The sequence below is a fragment of the Mariniradius saccharolyticus AK6 genome (assembly GCF_000330725.2).
GTDB lineage: Bacteria > Bacteroidota > Bacteroidia > Cytophagales > Cyclobacteriaceae > Mariniradius > Mariniradius saccharolyticus.
The window spans coordinates 55722-76382 of sequence record NZ_AMZY02000018.1; the positions used below are offsets into that span (position 1 = coordinate 55722).

17 protein-coding genes are annotated in these 20661 nt (G+C 48.6%); 6 read left to right on the forward strand and 11 right to left on the reverse strand.

Features of this window, described 5'->3' with window-relative positions; genetic code table 11:
- Positions 1 to 119: 119 nt before the first annotated feature.
- Positions 120 to 1013 carry a hypothetical protein gene (locus tag C943_RS16915; RefSeq protein ID WP_008630294.1) on the reverse strand — a complete coding sequence of 298 codons (894 nt, stop codon included), beginning with the start codon at positions 1011 to 1013 and terminating at the stop codon, positions 120 to 122.
- A 372-nt stretch (positions 1014 to 1385) separates the two neighbouring features.
- Between C943_RS16915 and C943_RS16920 the strand changes: the two genes are divergently transcribed.
- Both C943_RS16920 and C943_RS16925 read left to right on the forward strand, forming a co-directional pair.
- Positions 1386 to 1772, forward strand: coding sequence for a hypothetical protein (locus tag C943_RS16920; protein WP_040481177.1), 387 nt, complete (start codon positions 1386 to 1388; stop codon positions 1770 to 1772).
- Positions 1773 to 1873: 101 nt separating this feature from the next.
- On the forward strand, positions 1874 to 2281 hold the full coding sequence (locus C943_RS16925) for a hypothetical protein (RefSeq protein ID WP_008630298.1): 408 nt from the start codon (positions 1874 to 1876) through the stop codon (positions 2279 to 2281).
- Positions 2282 to 2422: 141 nt separating this feature from the next.
- Here the strand turns inward: C943_RS16925 and C943_RS16930 are convergent, their stop codons facing one another.
- The 3 genes from C943_RS16930 to C943_RS16940 all read right to left on the reverse strand — a co-directional run bounded on the left by C943_RS16930 (position 2423) and on the right by C943_RS16940 (position 5791).
- Positions 2423 to 3001 (reverse strand): hypothetical protein, encoded by a 579-nt coding sequence (locus C943_RS16930; RefSeq protein WP_245545560.1) that lies wholly within the window; start codon positions 2999 to 3001, stop codon positions 2423 to 2425.
- A gap of 84 nt (positions 3002 to 3085) precedes the next feature.
- Positions 3086 to 4639 (reverse strand): rhomboid family intramembrane serine protease, encoded by a 1554-nt coding sequence (locus C943_RS16935; protein WP_008630302.1) that lies wholly within the window; start codon positions 4637 to 4639, stop codon positions 3086 to 3088.
- A gap of 345 nt (positions 4640 to 4984) precedes the next feature.
- Positions 4985 to 5791 carry a helix-turn-helix domain-containing protein gene (locus C943_RS16940; RefSeq protein ID WP_008630304.1) on the reverse strand — a complete coding sequence of 269 codons (807 nt, stop codon included), beginning with the start codon at positions 5789 to 5791 and terminating at the stop codon, positions 4985 to 4987.
- A 70-nt stretch (positions 5792 to 5861) separates the two neighbouring features.
- Here C943_RS16940 and C943_RS16945 point away from each other — a divergent pair, with 70 nt between their 5' ends.
- From C943_RS16945 to C943_RS16955, 3 genes are read left to right on the forward strand one after another with little or no spacing between them, the layout of a single operon-like run.
- Positions 5862 to 6611: an ImuA family protein gene (locus C943_RS16945; RefSeq protein WP_008630307.1), complete on the forward strand. Its 750-nt coding sequence runs from the start codon at positions 5862 to 5864 to the stop codon at positions 6609 to 6611.
- On the forward strand, positions 6604 to 8106 hold the full coding sequence (locus C943_RS16950) for a Y-family DNA polymerase (protein WP_040481134.1): 1503 nt from the start codon (positions 6604 to 6606) through the stop codon (positions 8104 to 8106). The genes C943_RS16945 and C943_RS16950 overlap by 8 nt, the downstream gene beginning before the upstream one ends.
- An 11-nt stretch (positions 8107 to 8117) precedes the next feature.
- Entirely contained in the window at positions 8118 to 11336 is a 3219-nt protein-coding gene (locus C943_RS16955; RefSeq protein ID WP_008630310.1) for an error-prone DNA polymerase, read from the forward strand.
- Positions 11337 to 11526: 190 nt separating this feature from the next.
- On the opposite strand, the gene C943_RS16960 is transcribed toward C943_RS16955, so the two are convergent.
- From C943_RS16960 to recQ, 4 genes are all read right to left on the reverse strand, one after another.
- Positions 11527 to 11970, reverse strand: a complete 444-nt coding sequence (locus C943_RS16960) for a gliding motility lipoprotein GldH (protein WP_008630312.1) — start codon at positions 11968 to 11970, stop codon at positions 11527 to 11529.
- Between the two features lies 1 nt (position 11971).
- Positions 11972 to 13276, reverse strand: coding sequence for a PSP1 domain-containing protein (locus C943_RS16965; protein ID WP_008630314.1), 1305 nt, complete (start codon positions 13274 to 13276; stop codon positions 11972 to 11974).
- 127 nt (positions 13277 to 13403) lie between these two features.
- Entirely contained in the window at positions 13404 to 14702 is a 1299-nt protein-coding gene (gene purD, locus C943_RS16970) for a phosphoribosylamine--glycine ligase (protein WP_008630316.1), read from the reverse strand.
- A 13-nt stretch (positions 14703 to 14715) separates the two neighbouring features.
- Positions 14716 to 16893, reverse strand: coding sequence for a DNA helicase RecQ (recQ, locus tag C943_RS16975; RefSeq protein WP_008630317.1), 2178 nt, complete (start codon positions 16891 to 16893; stop codon positions 14716 to 14718).
- Between the two features lie 465 nt (positions 16894 to 17358).
- On the opposite strand from recQ, the gene C943_RS16980 reads away from it, so the two are divergent.
- Positions 17359 to 18432, forward strand: a complete 1074-nt coding sequence (locus C943_RS16980; RefSeq protein WP_040481135.1) for a mannose-1-phosphate guanylyltransferase — start codon at positions 17359 to 17361, stop codon at positions 18430 to 18432.
- Positions 18433 to 18537: 105 nt separating this feature from the next.
- Here the strand turns inward: C943_RS16980 and C943_RS16985 are convergent, their stop codons facing one another.
- The 3 genes from C943_RS16985 to C943_RS16995 form a co-directional block, all read right to left on the reverse strand.
- Positions 18538 to 19107: a hypothetical protein gene (locus C943_RS16985; RefSeq protein WP_008630321.1), complete on the reverse strand. Its 570-nt coding sequence runs from the start codon at positions 19105 to 19107 to the stop codon at positions 18538 to 18540.
- 132 nt (positions 19108 to 19239) lie between these two features.
- On the reverse strand, positions 19240 to 20322 hold the full coding sequence (locus C943_RS16990; protein WP_008630323.1) for an MBL fold metallo-hydrolase: 1083 nt from the start codon (positions 20320 to 20322) through the stop codon (positions 19240 to 19242).
- Between the two features lie 32 nt (positions 20323 to 20354).
- Positions 20355 to 20588 (reverse strand): hypothetical protein, encoded by a 234-nt coding sequence (locus tag C943_RS16995; protein ID WP_008630324.1) that lies wholly within the window; start codon positions 20586 to 20588, stop codon positions 20355 to 20357.
- Positions 20589 to 20661: the final 73 nt, after the last annotated feature.

The following is a 20661-nucleotide window of genomic DNA, read 5'->3' on the forward strand; positions in this document are numbered from 1 at the left end:
AGGGGTTTAATTCAACCCTCTCGGGGTTGGGAGCTGTAAAAGGGTTTAATCCAGCAACGTCGAATAAGGGAAAATCAACCACTTGGACCTAGTAAGGTTCTGACTACAAAAAAACAGGTCTAGAACCTCACCACTTTGGTATCACCCACACTGCCAAGCCAAATACGGCTTGATTTGAAGTACAAGTCATTTCTGTTTTTGATGGACAGTTCAGGAGATGGAAAATCAAAGGAAAACCTCAGTTCCTGTCCTGCCGGCACTGTTCCAAGATTGTAGGTGAACACCAAGTCCTTGGATTCATTTGGCTGGATTTCCGACAGCCATTCCTTTGTCCAATAATTCCATGGTTCGGGCGATTGAGCTACAGATTGGTCATATATATAGGACTTGATTGCGGGATTGAAGAAGCTTAAACCATTGGTATAGAAATGGAACAGGCCGTTTCCCATCTTTACAGGATCCAAATGGTAGTAAGAAAACGAATCGATATTCCTTAGTCTAACCTTGGTTTTGACCAGAGAACCTTGGCTTTCGACGGAAAGAATTTCCAGCGCAAGACCTTCCCTCAATTTTCCATGTCTTTTCAGGGCATTCCTGATTTTCGGATTTTCTCTTGGATCAACAGGGGCAGGAGAAGTGCCATCCGTCAGGGAAACAAATCGGATACGAAATGCAAAATCACCAAACGTATCCGTCATCCTGAAAATCTGCGGCCCCGGATGTATAGCCGAGCTGTGCGGTTCTTGAATCCTCAATGTATACAGTTCCTGTCCATCAACTATCACAGTGGCACCATTGAGCTGATCAAAATCCCCATTCAGCCGATTGTTTTCGTTCAGGTAAAGGATATGGGTAGAAAAATCGTACAGCTCGATATCTGAGAGGTCCAGCACAAGCTCACCATTACGAGTGATCTGAAAAGCTTCCGCATCTTCCAAATAGTCGGAGGTCTCGCATCCAGCAAACAACAGCAACAACAACAGGAAGAACGGAATGATAGAAGAAGTTCTCATGGCAGTAATCGATTATTACCTTCGAATTTAGGAAAAGACCATCAATACCCAAAGTCAAATCATGGTGTAGACGCCATCTCGATCAAGCAAAAGGGGCTTATTTGTAAGCTAAAAATCAGAAAGAGATCAACGATTTTATGAGAAATAGGCCAATGGCGGATACCGCTGTCGGAAAAGTGTAAATTTCCGGGTCGGCTGGGCGATAAGCCTAGCGCCAGCGCTAATCTACACTCTCAGCTTCAATCCAACTTAACGGAGCGCGGGAAGGTCATCCGCTCATCCGATTCACCGGATGAAAAAATCCAGGCTATTTTCAAACTTTTTGACGGACGGATTGTCCTTATTGGCATGGAAAAAAATTATCCCGATTGGATGTCTACCTGCCTCAGATTGGCAGCCATTTATAATATTCTTTGGGGAGCCTGGGTGGTGATTTGGCCGCATACCTTTTTCGAGTGGACTGGAATGGCTCCCCTGCAGCATCCTACTATTTGGCAAGGGACCGGTATGATTGTAGGCGTATACGGCTTGGGCTATTGGTGGGCCAGTTACAACCCCCTCAAACACTGGCCTATCGTGGCAGTCGGGTTTCTGGGAAAGATATTCGGACCCCTGGGATTCCTTTTCAATTACCTTGTACTACGAGAAATCCCCTTTGAGTTCAGCTATACCTTGTATACCAACGACCTGATTTGGTGGGTTCCTTTCTTTCTGATCCTGCAAAGAGTCCATACCGAAACCCAATGGCAACTCAGATGAACCGGAAAAGTAGGGTTTGCCTGGCGGTTTTAGAAGGTTTTTGTTCGGATGGAGGTTCAGGTTTTATGGATACATTTTGCCGTAAGAAATAATCAAATCATATGGAGTGGATTCGTCTGTCGGTTGACTCGGGGCTTTTTGTGTTGATTTGGTTGGTGCAGGTCATCATCTATCCGTCCTTTAGGTATATCGACCGCGCAAGACTGAATCACTGGCACCAGCTGTACACCCGGAAGATTCTCTACTTCGTGGGGCCTTTGTTGTTTGTCCAGACCGGTGTGATCGCTTTGCAGGTCCTTTTTGACCTGCTCGTTTATATGGTGGACGGATTGCTATTGGCCGGTATCTGGATCAATACCTTTTTCATCGCCATTCCCATTCACAATGCCATCGATCGTGGGGAAAGCCTGGAGAAAAATATCCTGAAACTCCTCCGGGTCAACCGCTGGCGAGCCTTCCTGTGGACTGCCTTATTGCTGCTTTCGGTGGTTCGGGTGGTGGTTTCTTGATTGATGATTCCTGTAGAAGGGTGGGATGGAGAGGAATTACAAATTTATGAAAGTAGAAAAGCTGAGTTACTCCCGTACAGTTGTCGGGACTGGGCTTATTCCTGTTTTACCTTTATTATTCCCAGGGGGAAATGGTTGTTTTTATTGAATTTCGAAATGGTTTAACCATTCTTTCGTGGTGTTAAATTTCCCATCCCTGTCTCTATTGATAAAGATTACGTTTTCATTTCTGTCCAAAAGCAATGTGTATGGAATGAAATCATTGTCATAAGGCTTTTCGGTAAAAACAATTGTATCACCTTGAAATTTAAATCGTCCATGAAAGACCTTTTGAAAACCGAATGTACCGGAAACTTCATTTTCACAAGTCCCATTTTCTCTCAACACTAAGGTATAATGGAAGAGGTCGTCATTTAACGTCGCAGTTAATATTCTCTTCGATTTGAGAAGGTCAGATTGGAAAACATTGGTCATAATAATTGCTAGAATGACAAGTCCATGAAAAATGAATTTGATCTTGTTTTGCTTAAAGCCTCTTCTTCCAATTGATACAAGAGTGTCGCCAAGTGAAACGATGTAAAGGATGAAAATGGGAACAATAAAAAGCGCATTAGAAAGAAGGAAAATAATCATTCCTCCGAAATAGTCGGTCACCATCCATGCCATTATTCCCATAGTCGAAACAATGGCGATTAAGTTATATGCCTTTTGTCTGTTCACTGAATTCAGTTTTCCGTCCTTGGTGGTAGAAAGGTCGCCAACGCAGCCCCTGGAAAAAGCCCAGGCATTCTCAGTACTCCCTATCTAAGCTAACCGTTTGCGAGGCCGTCTACTCGATTTACCTTCACTATTTTTAACCGTTAGGTATAAAATTATTCCAAAGACAGCTCCAGAGACCAAGCCTCCGATGTGAGCTGCATTATCTATTCCACCAGTAAGTCCAACCAGTAGGTTTACACCGACATAAGGGCCAATAAACATTAGGATTCCAATTTTACCATCCTTTGGGAAAGCGTTGGTCAACAATAATCCTAAAACTGCGCCATACAAGCCAAATATTGCCCCAGAAGCACCAACGCTGATTGTGTTCTCATACCAATAAATACTTGCCAGACTTCCGCATATTCCCGATGCAAAATAGAGTATGAAATACTTAATTCGACCGAAGACGGGTTCAACAAAAAGCGCAGCTATCACCAGGCCGTAGATATTAAGAAATAAATGCATAATACCTCCATGCAAAAACATGCTCGAAACTAGTCTCCACCAATCACCACCGGTTGTTTCCGATCTTCGGTTTGCACCCCACTCCAGAAGTTCAATCCCGTTTGGAGAAATAATATGGACACCTGAAAATGTCATCAAAAGGAAAATCAAAATGTTAAAATCAAGCAAGATAGAGGTTACGTAATGATCATCTCTTGGGATCAAGAATTTTAACATGTCAATCAGTTCATCAGATTTCGGTTTTACGCCCCTTAACTGTCGCTTGTGCTCGGCTTGATTATATTTTGGGAATATCAATGCAAACAGGAACACACAAACACCAATTCCAAACCAACCAAAAATCCACTCAAATTTTTTTCCGTTTCTATCGGCATAATTTCCTTCTCTAGGTTCAATTACAATGAGTTTATTAGGTTTATTAATCTGCAACTTTTCAATTGCTTTAATGAAGCCTTCACGATCTTCGGAATGAGGAAGTACCTCAAAATATGTTGGTTCGGAAAATTTAAATGATTCAAAATCTTTAATTGATTGTTCGAAGAATTGCTGAAAAAGACTCTCCTTCTTTTCTAGAGGTAACCTATTTCCTATTTGTTTATGGAACTTAACGCCATACCAGTATTTAAACTTTTGGTTTGAAGTTTCGAAAGGATAAACAAAATAAGAGTCGAAATTCAAATTCTGATTGTATCTCCCACTTGTACGAAATTCGGTGTGGGCACTTCCTAAATCTCGGTTCAGTTTAACTTCTTCAAGTGATACATATCTCGATTTTTCCTCCAACAAGTCGATGGTTCGAACTTCAGATAGTTTCCCAGTTGCTGATTTTAAATACCCGTTCGAAGTGATCATCATTCCTATCATTGTTCCCCAGGCAATCATCTGAAATAGGAACGATCCATTATCGTTTTTAAATTTCAATATTCGAAGCTTCGGTCTTAACCAAATGGTTATCGGAATCAATGGAAGAATTAGAGGGAGCCATATATGAAATACTTCTTCCTTAATTGGTAAAATCTCTGAATTTATCGTGAATACCCATCTGAAAAGTAAAGTGACTATTGTAGTTCCAAATGCCACAATGATAAAGGTTGGCGCTATATGTTTAAACTTAGTTGGGTAGTGTTCCATTTATAGGCATGCAAGGCACGATTAGATATGTCCCATCGGAGGGCTTTAATGCCCCCTGCCGCCCCGATGGTAGTGATGTCAGTAGTATGTTGTATTTTTCAATTAGCTTAAAAGTAAGTGCTTTTAGTTAAACGAGCAATTCGCCTAAAGGCTTTTTTTCGGACCACCTCCCTCGTTCCTATTAGGGTCGAGATCCCTGTTTTCCATTTGATGTTTTGGGCATTTCCCTTATCCAATCGCTTATCGCCAATCCCTGTTCCCATTCCCCCTAGAAGAGCCGCTCATTCATCATTGTGAATTCATTGAATCAAGAATATCGAATGTCGAATTTCCAATATCGATCTGTTATCCCCTTCTCCACTCCTTGATCTCTGTCTGCATGTCGCGGACCATGCGGGTCAGTTGGCGGATATCGGTCTCGGGTTCGGGGATTTCCCGGCTGGTATAGGCATGGAACCTCCAGATTTCCAGCACTTCCTCCGCCGGCACGGTATAAGGTTCAAAGAGGGGATTGAGGGACTGCAGCAGCAGGCTGGCATCAGGGCGGACGGTCACGAGCTTGAAGACAAAGTCCTGCTGTCCTTTCAGGATCACCACGCAGGGAGTCCCCGGGGCGATGCCCGTCCAGTCCTCCACATATTGGGCCGTGATGTCCGCACCCTCCGGTACGGGCAGCATCGAGTCCCCTTCGGAGGGGAATATGCGGTAAGTGCCCTGACGGGGAAGGTTGGGCAGGGAATACTTGGGCAGGGAGGCGATAAACTCGGGGTCATTGTACCCGGCCATATAGCCGGCCTTGGCCTTGATGGGCACATACTCCACGTGCTCCTTGTTGTCCCGGTCCACGCTGATGGCCAGCACGCGGAGGTTGCCGCCCTTGATATAGACATCGTTGCCCGCCTCGAGTTCGCGCAGCTTCATTTCCCCCAGCTTAGACAGGTCCACTTTGATCAGGCTGTCGATGCTGATCCCAAAAAATCCCGAAATCCCCACAAAATCCTCCGGCGAGGGGGCCTTGGTCTGACCCGATTCCAGGGCGTTCCATTTGGACCGGGTGAGCCCCAGTTTGTCCGCGATATCCTGCTGCGTCAACCTGCGTCGTTCGCGCAGCAGCTTCAGGTTGGAAGCGAAAAAATTCCTTGCCTTTTCCATTCCGAATTGATATTATTAGAGTCTAACGTTTGACATGATTAGTGTCAAATATACGATTTCAACGAATACCATGGAAACAATTTTGGAAAAAAGCGAAATAATCCGGCAACTGAGGGAAAAGATCATGGGATTGGAGGGATTCAGCAAGTCATCGCCCCATCCTTTTGTTTCCTTTGGTTTGGGGCCCCTGGAAGCGGCTTTTCCGGGAAATGTCTTCCCCACGGGGACCATCCACGAGTTTATCAGCCAGGAGTCGAGCTCCGCGGCCTCGACCAATGGCTTTATCGCCGGCCTCTTGGGACTGCTGACGCAGCGGGGTGGCTATTGCCTCTGGGTCAGCCACCGACGCAGTCTTTTTCCCCATGGGCTGAAGTACTTTGGCCTGGCACCAGACAGGCTCATCTTCGTCGATGTGCCGAGAAAAAAGGACATCCTCTGGGTACTGGAGCAAGGCCTGAAGTGCCCTGCGCTGACCGCTGTGGTGGGGGAGCTGCAAGAGCTCAGCTTTACCGAATCCCAGCGCCTGCAGCTCGCCGTGGAGCGGAGCAAGGTGACGGGTTTTCTCCACCGCTGCCAGCCCCGCCAACAGCATGCGCTTGCCTGTGCCACACGCTGGAAGATTACCCCCCGGCAGAGTGAACTGGAGGAGGGAATGCCCGGATTGGGACATCCGAGTTGGCGGGTGGAGCTCTTGAAAGTCCGCAACGGCAGGCCCGGCAACTGGCTATTTGCTTGGGAAAATGGGCGGTTCAGGCACCTGCCTTCCTACCAAATTCCTATCCGTCCGGGTATATCCACAGGAAGCCAACGCTATGCATAGACGGTATTTATCCCTGTGGTTTCGTCATTTGACGACGGACAGGCTGGCTATCAGAAGGCCCGAACTTCGGGACAGGGCATTTGTGACTGCTGCACCCGAGCGGGGGAGGATGGTGGTCAAGGCAGTCAGCGCGGCGGCGGCTCCCCTGGGGCTGTTTCCGGGGATGGCCTTGGCCGATGCCCGGGCGGTGTTTCCGTCCTTGCAGGTCTTTTCCGACAGGCCTGATTGGCATCAAAAGCTCTTGAGGGGGCTTGCCGAGTGGTCCCTGCGCTATACGCCTGTGGCTTGCATCGATCCTCCCGATGGGCTGGTGTTGGATATTTCGGGCTGTCCGCATCTCTGGGGAGGGGAGCGGCCTTACCTCAAGGATATTGTAGGCACCCTGCGGGCCAAGGGCTACCGTGTCCGGGGGGCGATTGCTGATACCGTCGGCGCGGCTTGGGCGGTGGCGCGCTATGGGGAAGTGTCGCCCATCATCGGCCCGGGCTCGCAGCGGGAAGCCCTGCTGCCGCTTCCTCCGGAGGCATTGCGCCTGGATGCCGATGTCCTGCAGCGTTTGACCAAGCTTGGCTTCCGTCAGATCGGGCAGTTTTTGGATATGCCTGCCGGGGCTTTGCGCAGGCGCTTTGGGGACAAGCTGCTCCTGAGGATAGGGCAGGCCTTGGGTACCGAGCCGGAGGCTTTGCATCCTGTGCAGCCTTTGGAGCCCTATTTGGAGCGCTTGCCCTGCATGGAGCCCATTTCTACCGCCACGGGGATCGCGATTGCCTTGAAGCACCTTTTGGACAAAATCTGCGCCCGACTCTCCAAAGAGGGGAAAGGCCTGCGTACGGGCATCTTCAGGGGCTATCGACTGGATGGCAAAGTCCAGCAGGTGGCCATCGGTACGAGCAGGGCTTCGCACAATCCGGGGCATCTTTTCCGCTTGTTTGAATTGAAAATACCCTCCATCGAGCCGGATTTGGGGATCGAGCTGTTTGAGATCGAAGCGCCACTGGTCGAGAAAGTCGTTGAGGGACAGGAGGTGCTTTGGCAGGTGTCGGGCAGGGACCATGTGGTCGTGGGCGAACTCCTCGACAGGATAGCCGGGAAAATAGGCATGCAGTCCATCCGCTGCTACTTGCCCCAAGAGCATCATTGGCCGGAGCGCTCCATCAAGGAAGTCCCCTTTTTGGCTGGGCAGGGTGCGGGTGATATGTCTTGGCCGATCCAAGCCCCCAGGCCCGTGCAACTCCTTTCTCCTCCCGAGCCGATTGAGGTGATGGTACCCTTGCCGGACTATCCTCCGCTGCATTTTCGGCACAGGGGGACGATTTTCAGAATCGTGAAGGCCGATGGGCCCGAAAGGATAGAGCAGGAGTGGTGGCTGCAGACCGGCCCACCAAGGGACTATTACTGTGTGGAGGACGAAGGCGGCGCCCGCTATTGGCTGTTCAGGCTAGGACTCTATGGACAGGGAAATCCACAGTGGTTTTTGCATGGTTTTTTTGCTTAAAAATCAATCCCATGAACTACGCCGAACTACAGGTTACGAGCAATTTCTCCTTTCTCCGCGGAGGTTCACATCCCGAAGAGCTTATTGATCGGGCTGTGCACTTGGGGTACAAGGCTATTGCCGTCACCGACCGCAATACCATGGCGGGCATTGTCCGGGCACATGCTGCTGCCAAGGGGAAGGACATTCGCTTTATCCCTGCCTGTCGGCTGGACCTTTTGGATGGGCCGAGCCTGCTGGCTTATCCGAGGGACAAGGATGCGTACAGCTTGTTGACGGCTTTGCTGACGCTGGGGAATATGCGTACCGAGAAGGGCAAATGCGATTTGTACAGGGAGGACGTGTATGCGCATGCCAAGGGGATGAAGTTTGTCGTAGTGCCGCCCGATTCCCTGACCGGGGATTTTCAGCTTGATCCGGCATTTGTCAAGGCATTGGAAAGCTACCGGGAGGCTTTGGGCAGGGAACTTTACTTGGCTGCGAGTTTTTCCTACAACAGCCACGACCACAAGCGCCTGTACCGACTTGCCCAGCTGGGCGATAGGCTGGACATCCCGCTTGTCGCCACCAATGATGTCCATTACCATACGCCTGAGCGCAGGGAACTGCAGGACGTGCTGACCTGTATCCGGGAAAAGTGCACGATCCAGTCTGCGGGGTTTCGCCTGCATGCCAATGCGGAAAGGCACCTGAAACCGATCGACGAGATGTGCCGCCTGTTTCGGGACTATCCCGATGCGATCCTGCGTACCCAGGAAATTGCCGAGGCCTGCCAGTTTTCCCTAGATCAATTGAAATACGTATATCCCGAGGAAATCACGAGTGGGGGACGTACACCGCAGGAGGAACTGCGATATCTGACTTGGAAGGGAGCTAGGGAGCATTTTGGGGAAAATATTCCCCCGAAAGTCAAAAAGGATATCGACTATGAGTTGGCCTTTATCGAGCGAAAGGAATATGCTTCCTACTTTCTCACGGTGTATGACTTTGTGCATTTTGCCAGGAATAGGGGCATCCTTTGCCAGGGAAGGGGCTCAGCCGCCAATTCGGTGGTTTGTTTTTGTTTGGGGATTACTTCGGTGAATCCTTCCAAGTTCAAGCTGCTCTTTGCCCGCTTTATGTCCGACGAGCGCAATGAGCCGCCGGATATCGATGTGGATTTTGAGCATGAGCGGCGGGAGGAGGTCATGCAGTACATCTATGGGAAATACGGGCGTGACCGGGCCGGCATCGTGGCCACGGTCACGCAGGTGCACTGGAAAGGTGCCGTGCGGGATGTGGGCAAGGCCATGGGGCTTTCGCTGGATGCGGTCGATAAGCTCGCCAAATCCCGCTATGAGCTGACGGAGGAATGGCTGGCCGGAAATACCCTTTCGTCCCAAGGCTTTGATCCCCGCGACCCGCATCTCCGCAAGGTCATCGACATCACGGAGCAATACATTGGTTTTCCCAGGCAGCTTGGACAGCATACGGGGGGATTTGTGATCACACGCGACAAGCTGTCGGGACTTTGCCCCATCCTCAATGCCCGGATGGTGGACCGTACCTGTATCGAGTGGGACAAAAACGACGTCGATGCCCTCGGTTTTCTCAAGGTGGATGTGTTGGCCTTGGGCATGCTTACCTGTATCCGCAAGGCATTTGACCTGGTCAGGCAGCACTATGGTCCTGAGCTGACCCTTGCCAATATTCCCCAAGACGACCCCAAGGTATATGACATGATCAGCCATGCCGATACGCTGGGGGTATTCCAGATCGAAAGCCGGGCGCAGATGTCCATGCTGCCGCGCCTGAAGCCCAAGACCTTCTATGACTTGGTGATCGAAGTGGCCATCGTGAGGCCGGGGCCTATCCAAGGGGATATGGTGCATCCCTACCTGAGGAGGCGGAGCGGCAAGGAGCCCGTGGAATTTCCCTCCAAGGAGTTGGAGGAAATACTGGGCCGTACACTCGGTGTGCCACTTTTTCAGGAGCAGGCCATGGAGATTGCGATCGTCGCGGCGGGTTTTTCGCCCTCGGAAGCGGATGGCTTGCGGCGCAGCATGGCCACTTTCAAGGCCAAGGGCCTGGTCAGCCAGTGGGAGAAAAAGCTGGTGCAGGGTATGGTCGCCAATGGCTACACGGAGGAGTTTGCCAAGCGGGTCTTCAAGCAGCTTGAGGGGTTTGGGAGCTATGGCTTCCCGGAGAGCCATGCGGCCAGTTTTGCGCTGCTGGTCTATGTGTCCTGCTGGCTCAAGTTCTACTATCCCGATGTCTTTGCAGCCGCCCTGCTCAACAGTCAGCCGATGGGCTTTTACCAGCCTGCCCAGATTGTGATCGATGCCCGGAGGCATGGGGTAGAGGTACGGTCCGTGGATGTCAACCATTCCCTTTGGGACAATACACTCGAAGAGCAGGTCGAAAATTACCGCGCGATCCGATTGGGTTTCCGACAGGTAAAGGGGCTTCCGCAGGAGCAGGCAGAGGCGCTGATCGCCGCACGGAGGAAAGCTTATACCCATATCCTGGACTTGGCAAATGCAGGTGTATCCTTGGGCACGCTCGAAAGGCTCGCTGAGGCAGATGCCTTCCGATCGATGGGCTTGGACCGCAGGCAGGCGCTTTGGGAAGTATCGGCCCTGCACGATCGCCCGGTGGGGATGTTTACCGGACAGCCATCGGAGAGTTCAAGGGAAAAGGGGATCATTCTTCCCGGACTTTCTCCCATGGAGCATGTCTTGCAGGATTATGCCACGGTTTCACTATCCCTCAAGGCACATCCTGTGAGCTTCGTGAGGGATAGCTTGGAGCAATTGCGGGTGACGACCACGGCCGGATTGGGTAGTTTGAAAAACGGTGCGGCAGTCAAAGTTTGCGGCCTTATTACGATGCGTCAGCGGCCCGAGACGGCGAAAGGGGTGTTGTTTGTCACCATCGAGGATGAGACGGGTTTTGCCAATCTGGTCGTCTGGAATGATGTTTTTGAAAAATACCGACAGGAACTCCTCCAATCCAAACTGCTGATGGTGAGCGGCAAGCTGCAGGTCGAGGGTGAAGTCATCCACGTCGTCGTGCATACCTGCCACAACCTGACGGGATTGGTCCGCTTGGCTACCGAAGGGCGGGATATCGGATCTGTCCGCGCCAGAAAGTCTCCCCATCAGAAAACCTCGGACAAGGACCTTCCGCTGGGCCAAGGAACGCAAAAAAGCTATCAGGGAGAGTTGTTTCGGTCGAGGGATTTTAGGTAGGGGATTGGAAGATTGAAAAATTGGAAGATTGGGAAATTGGGTCTTAGGTTGGAGGGTTGAAAAGTTATTAGGTTATTAGGGGTTTTCATTCTGTTTTTCAGGTCGATATTCGTGATTGTATATTCATCATTCGATATTTCTGATCTATGTTGCCCTGCTTCTGGAGAAGCAGGGCAGCCCAATTTCATATCTATTTCTTCACCACTTTCACGCCGACTGCCTCGATGCCTTGTAGCGTATCTACCCGCATGTACTGCAGTAGTTCGATGGTGGTGAAGGCCTGGGATATCGGAAGGGTGTCGTACTTGGTAAACGTACTGCCAAAGCCTTTTCCCAGGGGTTTGCCCGACGCACTTTCAAAGAGTGGCACATCCATCAGCTTGCTGTCGATGGTTTGGCCAAGGCTGTCTTGAATGGTATAGCGCACGTACAGGTTTCGGTAATCGTAGTCGTTGTTGTACTTGACGCCCAATACGACTGCGAATTTTTCCCCTTCAACGACTGGTTGAAATCTCACCGTATCTTGGATTTTCCATTCGCTGGAGTTCATCCCTTTGTATTCCTCAAAAATCCTGTCTTTCTGACAAGCTGCCAATAGCCCGCATAGTGCCAGCAATAATCCAGTTTTTTTCATTTCAGTCAGCCTTGTTTTGATCGCCCCGATTCTGGTTGTTTCCGCGATTGTTGGGGTTGAAGCGCTTTTTGTTTTTCTTTTTCTTTGGCTGGTTGGGGTCCTGTACATTCTCCCTTTTGGCGACCAAAGGCGCATTGGGATCTTTTTGTTCCGGACGCTGTGGGGGAGGCCCCTGCCTTTGGGCAGGCTTCTGTTGGCCTCTGTTGCCCTGCTCGGCCTCCTTCTTCGGCCCCCTCATTTCTTGAGGCGGTTTTGGGGCATTCGCATTGGTTGGAGTACCACCTTGTGGTTTGGGTTTCTTTTTCTTGTTTTTCTTGTTTTTGGAAAACTTCTTGTCCAGCATTTCCAGTTCCATGTTGGATTTGGAAATCTGCAGATCCATTTCCGTGGTCTCGTTGCGGTTGAGGTCTGTTGGGATGATGCCTTTTTTGTTCAACTCCTGGATTTCGGCCACGCGCTCGCAGGTGATGGAATGCCAGTTGTTTTCATTGTTGTAGCTGAACCACATCAATTTCCTGAAGATGTCTGTTTTCTGAAGTTTGGCGGGGCCGATGCCTGTCTGCAGGGGTTTGTCGACTTCAGGGATATCGCTCAAAGCCGCCATGTAGGTATCCAACTCGTAGTTGAGGCAGCACTTGAGTCGGCCGCATTGCCCCGAGAGTTTGGTGGGGTTGAGGGAAAGGTTTTGGTACCGCGCCGCGGAGGTATTGACACTTTTAAAATCATGAATCCATGTCGAGCAGCAGAGTTCCCGTCCACAAACGCCGATGCCGCCGAGTCTTCCTGCCTCTTGCCTGAGGCTGATTTGGCGCATTTCGACCCTGATTTTGAATTCCGATGCCAGCATTTTGATCAATTCGCGGAAATCCACTCGGTCTTCGGCCGAATAGTAAAAGGTGGCTTTGGAGTTGTCCGCTTGGAATTCGACATCCGAAAGCTTCATGTCGAGTTTGAGCTCGTCCACGATTTGTTTGGTGCGGTAGAGGGTAGGGATTTCTCGGTTTTTGGCCTCCTCCCATTTGTCCAGATCCTTTTGGGTGGCGATGCGGTATATCCTGAGGATATTGTCGTCGTTGCGGATTTTCTTTTTCTGCATTTGTAGACGTACCAACTCGCCCTGCAGCGATACCCAGCCGATATGGTGTCCATTTGGTACATCTACCACGATAGGGTCGCCTGTAGTGAGCGAAAGGTTGTCCACATTGCGGTAGTATTCTTTTCTGCCGCCCTTGAATTTGACCTCTACTATATCAAACTTGTCGACTGTCGGGATGCCCATATGGGACAGCCAGTCGAATGAATTCATTTTATTGCAATCGCCCGTCCCACACGCTCCGCTGCTGCAGCCGGAGGTTTTTCCTGTGGTGGTTGAGCATGTTCCACATCCTGCCATAATCTATTTCCATGGGGGATTACCCCTCGTAGTTTTGGGTTTAGTTTTTGTATTTTAAAATGTCTTGTCCGATATCCCGGCGGAAGTAAGCGCCTTCCCAGGATATTTCGGATACTGTTTTATAGGCATTGTCCAAGGCTTCCTGGATTGATCCGCCCATGCCTGTGACGGCGAGTACACGTCCCCCGTTGGTCAATACTGCGCCGTTTTCCCCCAGCTTGGTCCCTGCATGGAATATCTTAGCACTTTCTTTTTTTGATGCTTCGGAAAGTCCGTGAATGGAATGCCCTTTTTCGTAATCGCCTGGGTAACCTCCCGCTACCATGACGACCGTGGTGCAGGTATGGGGAAGGATTTCGAGCGTGTATTTGTCCAGGGTTTGTGTGCCCATTGCGAGGAGTAGATCGACGAAATCGCTCCCGATTCTAGGCAGCACAGCCTCTGTTTCGGGATCTCCCATACGGACATTGTATTCGATGACATAGGGGTTTCCTTTGATGTTCATCAGACCAATGAATAGAAAACCGACAAAGGGGATATTGTCTTTTTTCAGACCTGCAACGGTCGGCTTCACGATTCTCTCCTCTACTTTGTGTAGAAATGCGGCGTCTGCAAACGGAACAGGACTTACTGCACCCATGCCTCCAGTGTTAAGGCCGGTATCTGCTTCCCCGATTCTTTTGTAATCTTTTGCTTCCGGGAGAATCCTGTAATTCAAACCGTCCGTTGCCACGAATACAGATAGCTCTATGCCATCGAGGAATTCTTCTACGACGACTTTGTCGGAGGCTGCGCCGAATTTGCTTTGGAGCAGCATTTCTTTGAATGATTCGATGGCTTCTTCCCTGGTAGTGCAGATCAAGACACCTTTTCCTGCAGCGAGGCCGTCGGCTTTGAGCACGATTGGAAGGGAGTGGGAATGGAGGTAGTCCAATCCGGCATCTATTGTTTCCTTGGTAAACGTTTCATAGCCTGCGGTGGGAATCCCATGCCGCTGCATGAATCGCTTGGAGAAGTCCTTCGAACCTTCGAGCTGTGCGCCAAGTTTGGGTGGGCCGACGACAGGCAAATTGGAAAGTGTGGGATGGTTTTTGAAGTAGTCCGAAACGCCCTTGACTAATGGCTCCTCGGGTCCGACGACAATCATGTCGATTTGGTTTTGGAGGACAAATGCGGCCAATCCTTCAAAATCAGTCGGGGAAATTGCGACGTTGGTAGCGATCTCGGCTGTGCCCGCATTGCCAGGAGCAACAAAAAGTCGGTTACACTTGTGGCTGTTTACAATCTTCCAAGCGAAGGCGTTTTCGCGGCCCCCGCTGCCTAATAGCAATATATTCATCAATCAGTGTCGTTTAATTGGCGTGCTCTGAAATGAACTTGATCCTGTACACACGTACTTCCTCTTCCGCAAAGTCCTCATCGGATAGTTCATTCATCGCAATTTTTATATTATCTGTTTCAGCGGACATAAAGTAATCGTGGAGGATTTCCTCACGTTCCTCATCGAGGATATGCTCTATGTAGTAATTGATATTTAACTTGGTACCGCTGTATATGATCTGCTCAATCTCCTGTATGAGTTCGGACATAGAGATGTTAAGATTGTCGGCGATTTCGTCCAAGTCGATTTTCCTATCCACCTGCTGAATGATGGATATTTTCACTTTTGATCTGTTCCCGGCAGTCTTAACGACTACGTCAGAAGCTGTGATGATGTCGTTTTCTTCGACATATGTTTCGATTAATTTCAAGAAGGAAGCTCCAAATTTAGCCACTTTGCCCATTCCAACACCATTGATTTGGGCGAGCTCTTCTTTTGTGGTGGGATAGACAGTTGCCATTTCCTCCAAGGAAGGGTCTTGGAAGATTACATATGGTGGAAGGTTTTTTGCCTTGGCAACGCGCTTCCTTTCTGCTTTGAGAAGCTCAAACAGCTTTTCGTCATAGGCCTTTCCGCTGTTGCTGACCTCTTCCGCGATCGAATCGCCCACTTCCTGCTCATAATCATGGTCTTTGCTGAATGATACAGAAAAGGGACTTTCTAGGTAATTTTCTCCTTTTTCCGAAACCTTGATCACGCCATAGTTTTCGATGTCCTTTTCCAAATAACCCATGACCAAGGCTTGTCGGACGATGGTTTTCCAGAATTTTTCATCGTCCTCTATCCCCTTGCCAAATACCGAAGATTGATCATGTCCGTAGCTCGCTATGTATTCGTTTCTTTCTCCCCGGATCACATTGACGATATGGTTGAGATTGAAGCGGTTGTTGGTCTCCTTGACAGCGGTAATGACGGTGATAAGGTGGTCCAGTCCCTCAAACTTTTCCATAGGCTTTTTGCAGTTGTCGCAGTAGCCGCAATCCTCTTCGAGCATTTCACCGAAATAGTGTAGAAGCACGCGTCTTCGGCACATGGAGCTTTCCGCATAGGCGGCCATTTCCTCCAACAGGACTTTTGCATTTTCACGCTCGGTGACTGGCTTGTCTTTGTTGAATTTCTCCAACTTGATGATGTCGTCGTAGCGGTAAAACATAAGGCAATGTCCTTCCAAGCCATCTCTACCAGCTCTTCCGGTCTCTTGGTAGTAGCCTTCCAAAGATTTTGGCACATCGTAGTGGATGACATACCGGACGTCAGGTTTATCTATCCCCATCCCGAAGGCGATCGTGGCGACTATGACGTCGATTTCCTCGTTGAGAAAATCATCTTGGTTTTTGATCCGGACCGCTTGGTCAAGTCCCGCGTGGTAGGGTGCCGCGCTGATACCGTTGACCTTGAGTAGTTCGGCAATTTCCTCCACTTTCTTTCTGCTGAGGCAGTAGATGATTCCCGATTTGCCTTTCTGCGACTTGATGTACTTGATGATCGCCTTTTTCGTCTCGTTTTTGACTTTTGGGCGGACTTCGTAAAACAGGTTGGGACGGTTGAAGGAAGATTTGAAGATGTCTGCTTCCTCCATCTGAAGATTGCGCTGAATGTCCTGCTGAACTTTTGGCGTGGCGGTCGCAGTCAAGGCGACTATGGGAAGTTCAGGACCGATTTGGCCGATAATTGATTTGATTTTACGGTACTCGGGCCTGAAGTCATGGCCCCATTCCGAGATGCAGTGCGCTTCGTCTATTGCCACAAAACTCAGCTTAGCCTCTTTCAGGAAGGCGATATTTTCGTCTTTGGTCAAAGATTCGGGTGCTACGTAGAGCAACTTTGTTTTGCCGGAGAGCACCTCCTTTTTGACCTTCGTGATTTCGGATTTGTTGAGCGTAGAGTTGAGAAAATAGGCATTAACGCCGAATGCATTCAGCTGGTCCACTTGGTTTTTCATCAAGGCAATCAGGGGCGAGATCACGATCGCCGTCCCTTCACTTACCACGGCTGGAAACTGGTAACAAAGCGACTTGCCTGCACCAGTAGGCATGATGACGAAGGTATTTCTACCAATCAAAACATTGCCCACGATGGGCTCTTGGTTTCCCCTGAAGTTATTGAAACCAAATATCTTTTTTAGTTTTTCTTTTATGTTTTGATCCACAGCTAAATTGATATCTACTTTTCCAGGTTTGTGGGTGTAGGCTATTCAAAAGGATTTGTTTTATACCTTTGTCGCAAATTTAGCGATTAACAAAAGCGATCTTGAAGTTAACAAAAAATATTAAAACCGTTGATATCAATCTTACTAGCGGTTGGAGAAATTTGGCTATAATTTGCCTTAAATCACAACCAAATCTTAGAAAGGTGCCAAGATCGTTGATTGATATTCTTTTTAGTCAATATTATCCGTTCGGCCTCGAATCAATCCGTTGCTCAAAATAGAATCCTCGACAGCACCTTGAAATGAAAATAATATTTGGTTGGTTATTTATATATTTAAGTTAATGTTTTCCCAAGTCATATAATATCAGTGAGTTTGCATGATAGGGAAATTCCTCGTCAGTTTCTAAATTAGCATCTATTCCCACCACCACTTTGTTTTTCCACAACGCACAATCTTCATCTCATGCATGAAACCCCATATATCGTCATTATGGCAGGCGGAATCGGTTCCCGGTTTTGGCCCTACAGCAGGCACAATAGGCCCAAACAATTTTTGGATATTTTGGGTACGGGGCGTACGCTTTTGCAGATGACCTATGATAGGTTCGTGAAAATTTCCGATCCTACTAAGTTCTATGTGGTGACCAACAAGAAGTATGAGCACTTAGTCGAGGAGCAATTGCCCGAGGTTCCAAAATCCCAAATCCTTACCGAACCGATGGGACGAAATACCGCTGCATGTATAGCTTACGCAAGCTACAGCATAGTCCAAAAATCCGCAGATGCCAAGGTGATCGTGACCCCGGCTGACCATTTGATTTTGCAGGAGGAAAATTTCTACAAATCAATCGGTATTGCAATGCAGGCTTCCGAAGAGGGCAATCGACTTATTACCCTTGGAATTCGCCCTAATCGGCCTGAGACCGGATACGGTTATATCCAATACATCAGCAACCATGGCAATCCGGTAAAGAAAGTGAAGACATTCACGGAAAAGCCCAATGCAAAACTCGCAAAGGCGTTTTTGGACAGCGGGGATTTTGTTTGGAATTCGGGAATGTTTGTCTGGAAGGTGAAGAGCATCGTCGCTGCCTTTGAGAAATATATGCCGGACCTGGCAGAGGTTTTTGAGGAAGGTTTTGAGCACTATTCGTCCCATACTGAGGAGGATTTTATCAAAAAGGCCTATTCTTTGGTAAAGAACATCTCGATCGATTATGGTATCATGGAGAAGTCCGACGAGGTTTTTGTTGTCTTGGGTGAATTTGGGTGGTCTGATTTGGGTTCTTGGCAAAGCCTCCATGAGATCCAGGAAAAAGACGCCGACAACAACGTAGTTGAAGCGAATGCGATTCTCTACGAGACTACCAACTCCTATATCAAAGTCAGCCCCGGAAAGCTAGTCGTCGTTGAAGGTTTGGACAATTACCTGGTACATGAAAGCGATAACGTGATCGTCGTATGCAAATTGGACGGGGAGCGGAAATTCAGGGACTTTGTTGGAGAGGCAAGAAAAAAGGGAGAAGATTTCGTTTGAGTCGGGATTCTATTTTTACCTAAATAAATAATCCTCATTTCCCCTTGTTTGGTAAAATTCTTCGGATCAAAGATTCAAGTGGTTTCTCCGGCCTGATTATTCCGATTAGTCTACCTCTAAAGGCGCAACTTCGCCATTTTTGATCAGCCATTTTTCGTCGTAAATGGATCGGTAGGTGATTTCAAAGCTGAGGCCTTCTTCAAAGTACCTACTCAGCAAGGCGTGAAGTTTCTCACCATCCTCGGTAGAATCCTCAATCATGATGTGCTCGACTTTGGTCTGTGCCGGTATCAGTGTACCTACAGCCAGATTGGAATAAAAAAGGTTATTGATTTGTGAAAAGCCCTCAGCATGCTCAGCAAGGAAAACATACAGGTCATATGGGTAAGTGTTTCCTTTGTATTTCACTTCGATTTTTTCGATAAATGCCGGCCCGATTCCATTGTTAAAAATCATGTACTTGTAGTTGGGTGTGTAGGTTCCCATATTTCCCATGGTCAAATAAGGTAGGACCGACAAGCGCTGCTGTTTACTCATCAGGTTGGTTTGGTAGATGAGGACGATCAAAGTTCCGATACTGATGAGTACTGCGGCAAGGCTGACGATTTTCTCGGTGTTCCAAAATTTTTTCCCTTCGGATTGGGTGACTGGCGCTTGTTCGGTGTTTTCTTCCATTTGTTGTCAAAAGTGGGAAACTAAAAATAAGCGGTCTCTGGCGATATTGCCAAATTCCGCCATAATTCCAACAAGAAGATTTTTTGCCAAATGGGGAAACCTGAGTTTCCTGTGCATCCAAGGGTTTTACTGCTATCGGTCAGCCATCAAGTTCCGTCCGATAATGGGCTCCACCAAAGCGCCGTCTATTCGGGATTGATTTTGAACCAAAATATCCCATGGTTCCATTCTTGGCTCGTCAGACAGGTCAAAAGTCCCAAAATGCATCGGGATAAAGAATTTGCCTTGGAGTGTATTGAATGCGGAAATCGCATCGCTTGGGGATATATGTGCCTGATGCATAAACCACTCCGGCTTGAATGCGCCCACGCCCATCAGGCAGTAATCCGGGCTTCCCAAATGGCGTTGGATATCTGCAAAATGAGCCCCTGCCCCAGAGTCACCCATGAAATAGATCGACTTTTCTCCATTCTGTATAAAAAAACCTCCCCAAAGGCTCTGGTTATCATCCCATAGCCAGCGCCGTGACCAATGACGACTTGGCACATAAGTGATGCTCAAGCCCGAATCAAGTAATGTATATTGTTGGTACCAACCAGCCTCCTGTACGGTATGGCCCTTGAGCCAAGATTCGATTATTGTTTGTAGGCCAAGCCCCGTCAGGACTTTCATGTTTGGATTTTTTTCCGCCAGAAACCGCAAGGTCTTTTCATCACAATGGTCGCGGTGGTTGTGGGACAGCAAAAGAAAATCCACACGGGGCATGTGATGAACCGGAAACGGCAGATCGGAGTCACGTTTCAGGAAAGTATTGTCCAGCAACAGTGGATCCGTCAAAAAAACCGTCCCGTCAATCCTGAATAGGTATGTGGCATGTCCCAACCAAACCAAATAGTCGTCACTTCCTTTCCAGATGATGGAGTCAAGCTCAACCAAAAGCCTCCGGTTTTCTGATTTTTTCTCCTCTTTTTGCGGGTTTTTAGTCGTTTGCCATTTGATCAGGTCGCCAAAACTGCTTTCGAAAGGATGATAGAGATTGACAAATCTTCCTTTACTGTCCAAAGGAGTACCTAGCCATTCGGATGACGGCAGGATAGTGGGGAGCTGTGGATTACTCGTGTAGCGCATGGATACCTCATTGGCGCCCGTGGAGGAATAATACCCAAAGGCAAGGGTTGACAGCAAAATGATAATGAAGATGGACTTTTTATTCATTTCACTGTCAACCCCTTAGCCGATCGAAAAGTTTATGCGGTCAACAATTCTTCCAAAAGTTCGGAAGGCGTTTCGACCCGGGTAGCTGTATCGTCCGTAAGTACCCTGTCCAATTCATTTTCCAGTTCATAAACCAAGCCGTCTACAAAGATTTTGTCCATCTGGAGCTCTCTATAGAAATGGGCTTGCTTCTTTTTCCCTGTAAGGGGTATGCCATAGGTTCTGAATACGCCGATGGCTTTTTTCATGTTGGTAATAGTCTTCATGGGTGTGTTAAATTTGTGGGTTCAACGTGATATCTCTGAAATTAGTTTGCAACTATCTGTTAATTTTTGTTGG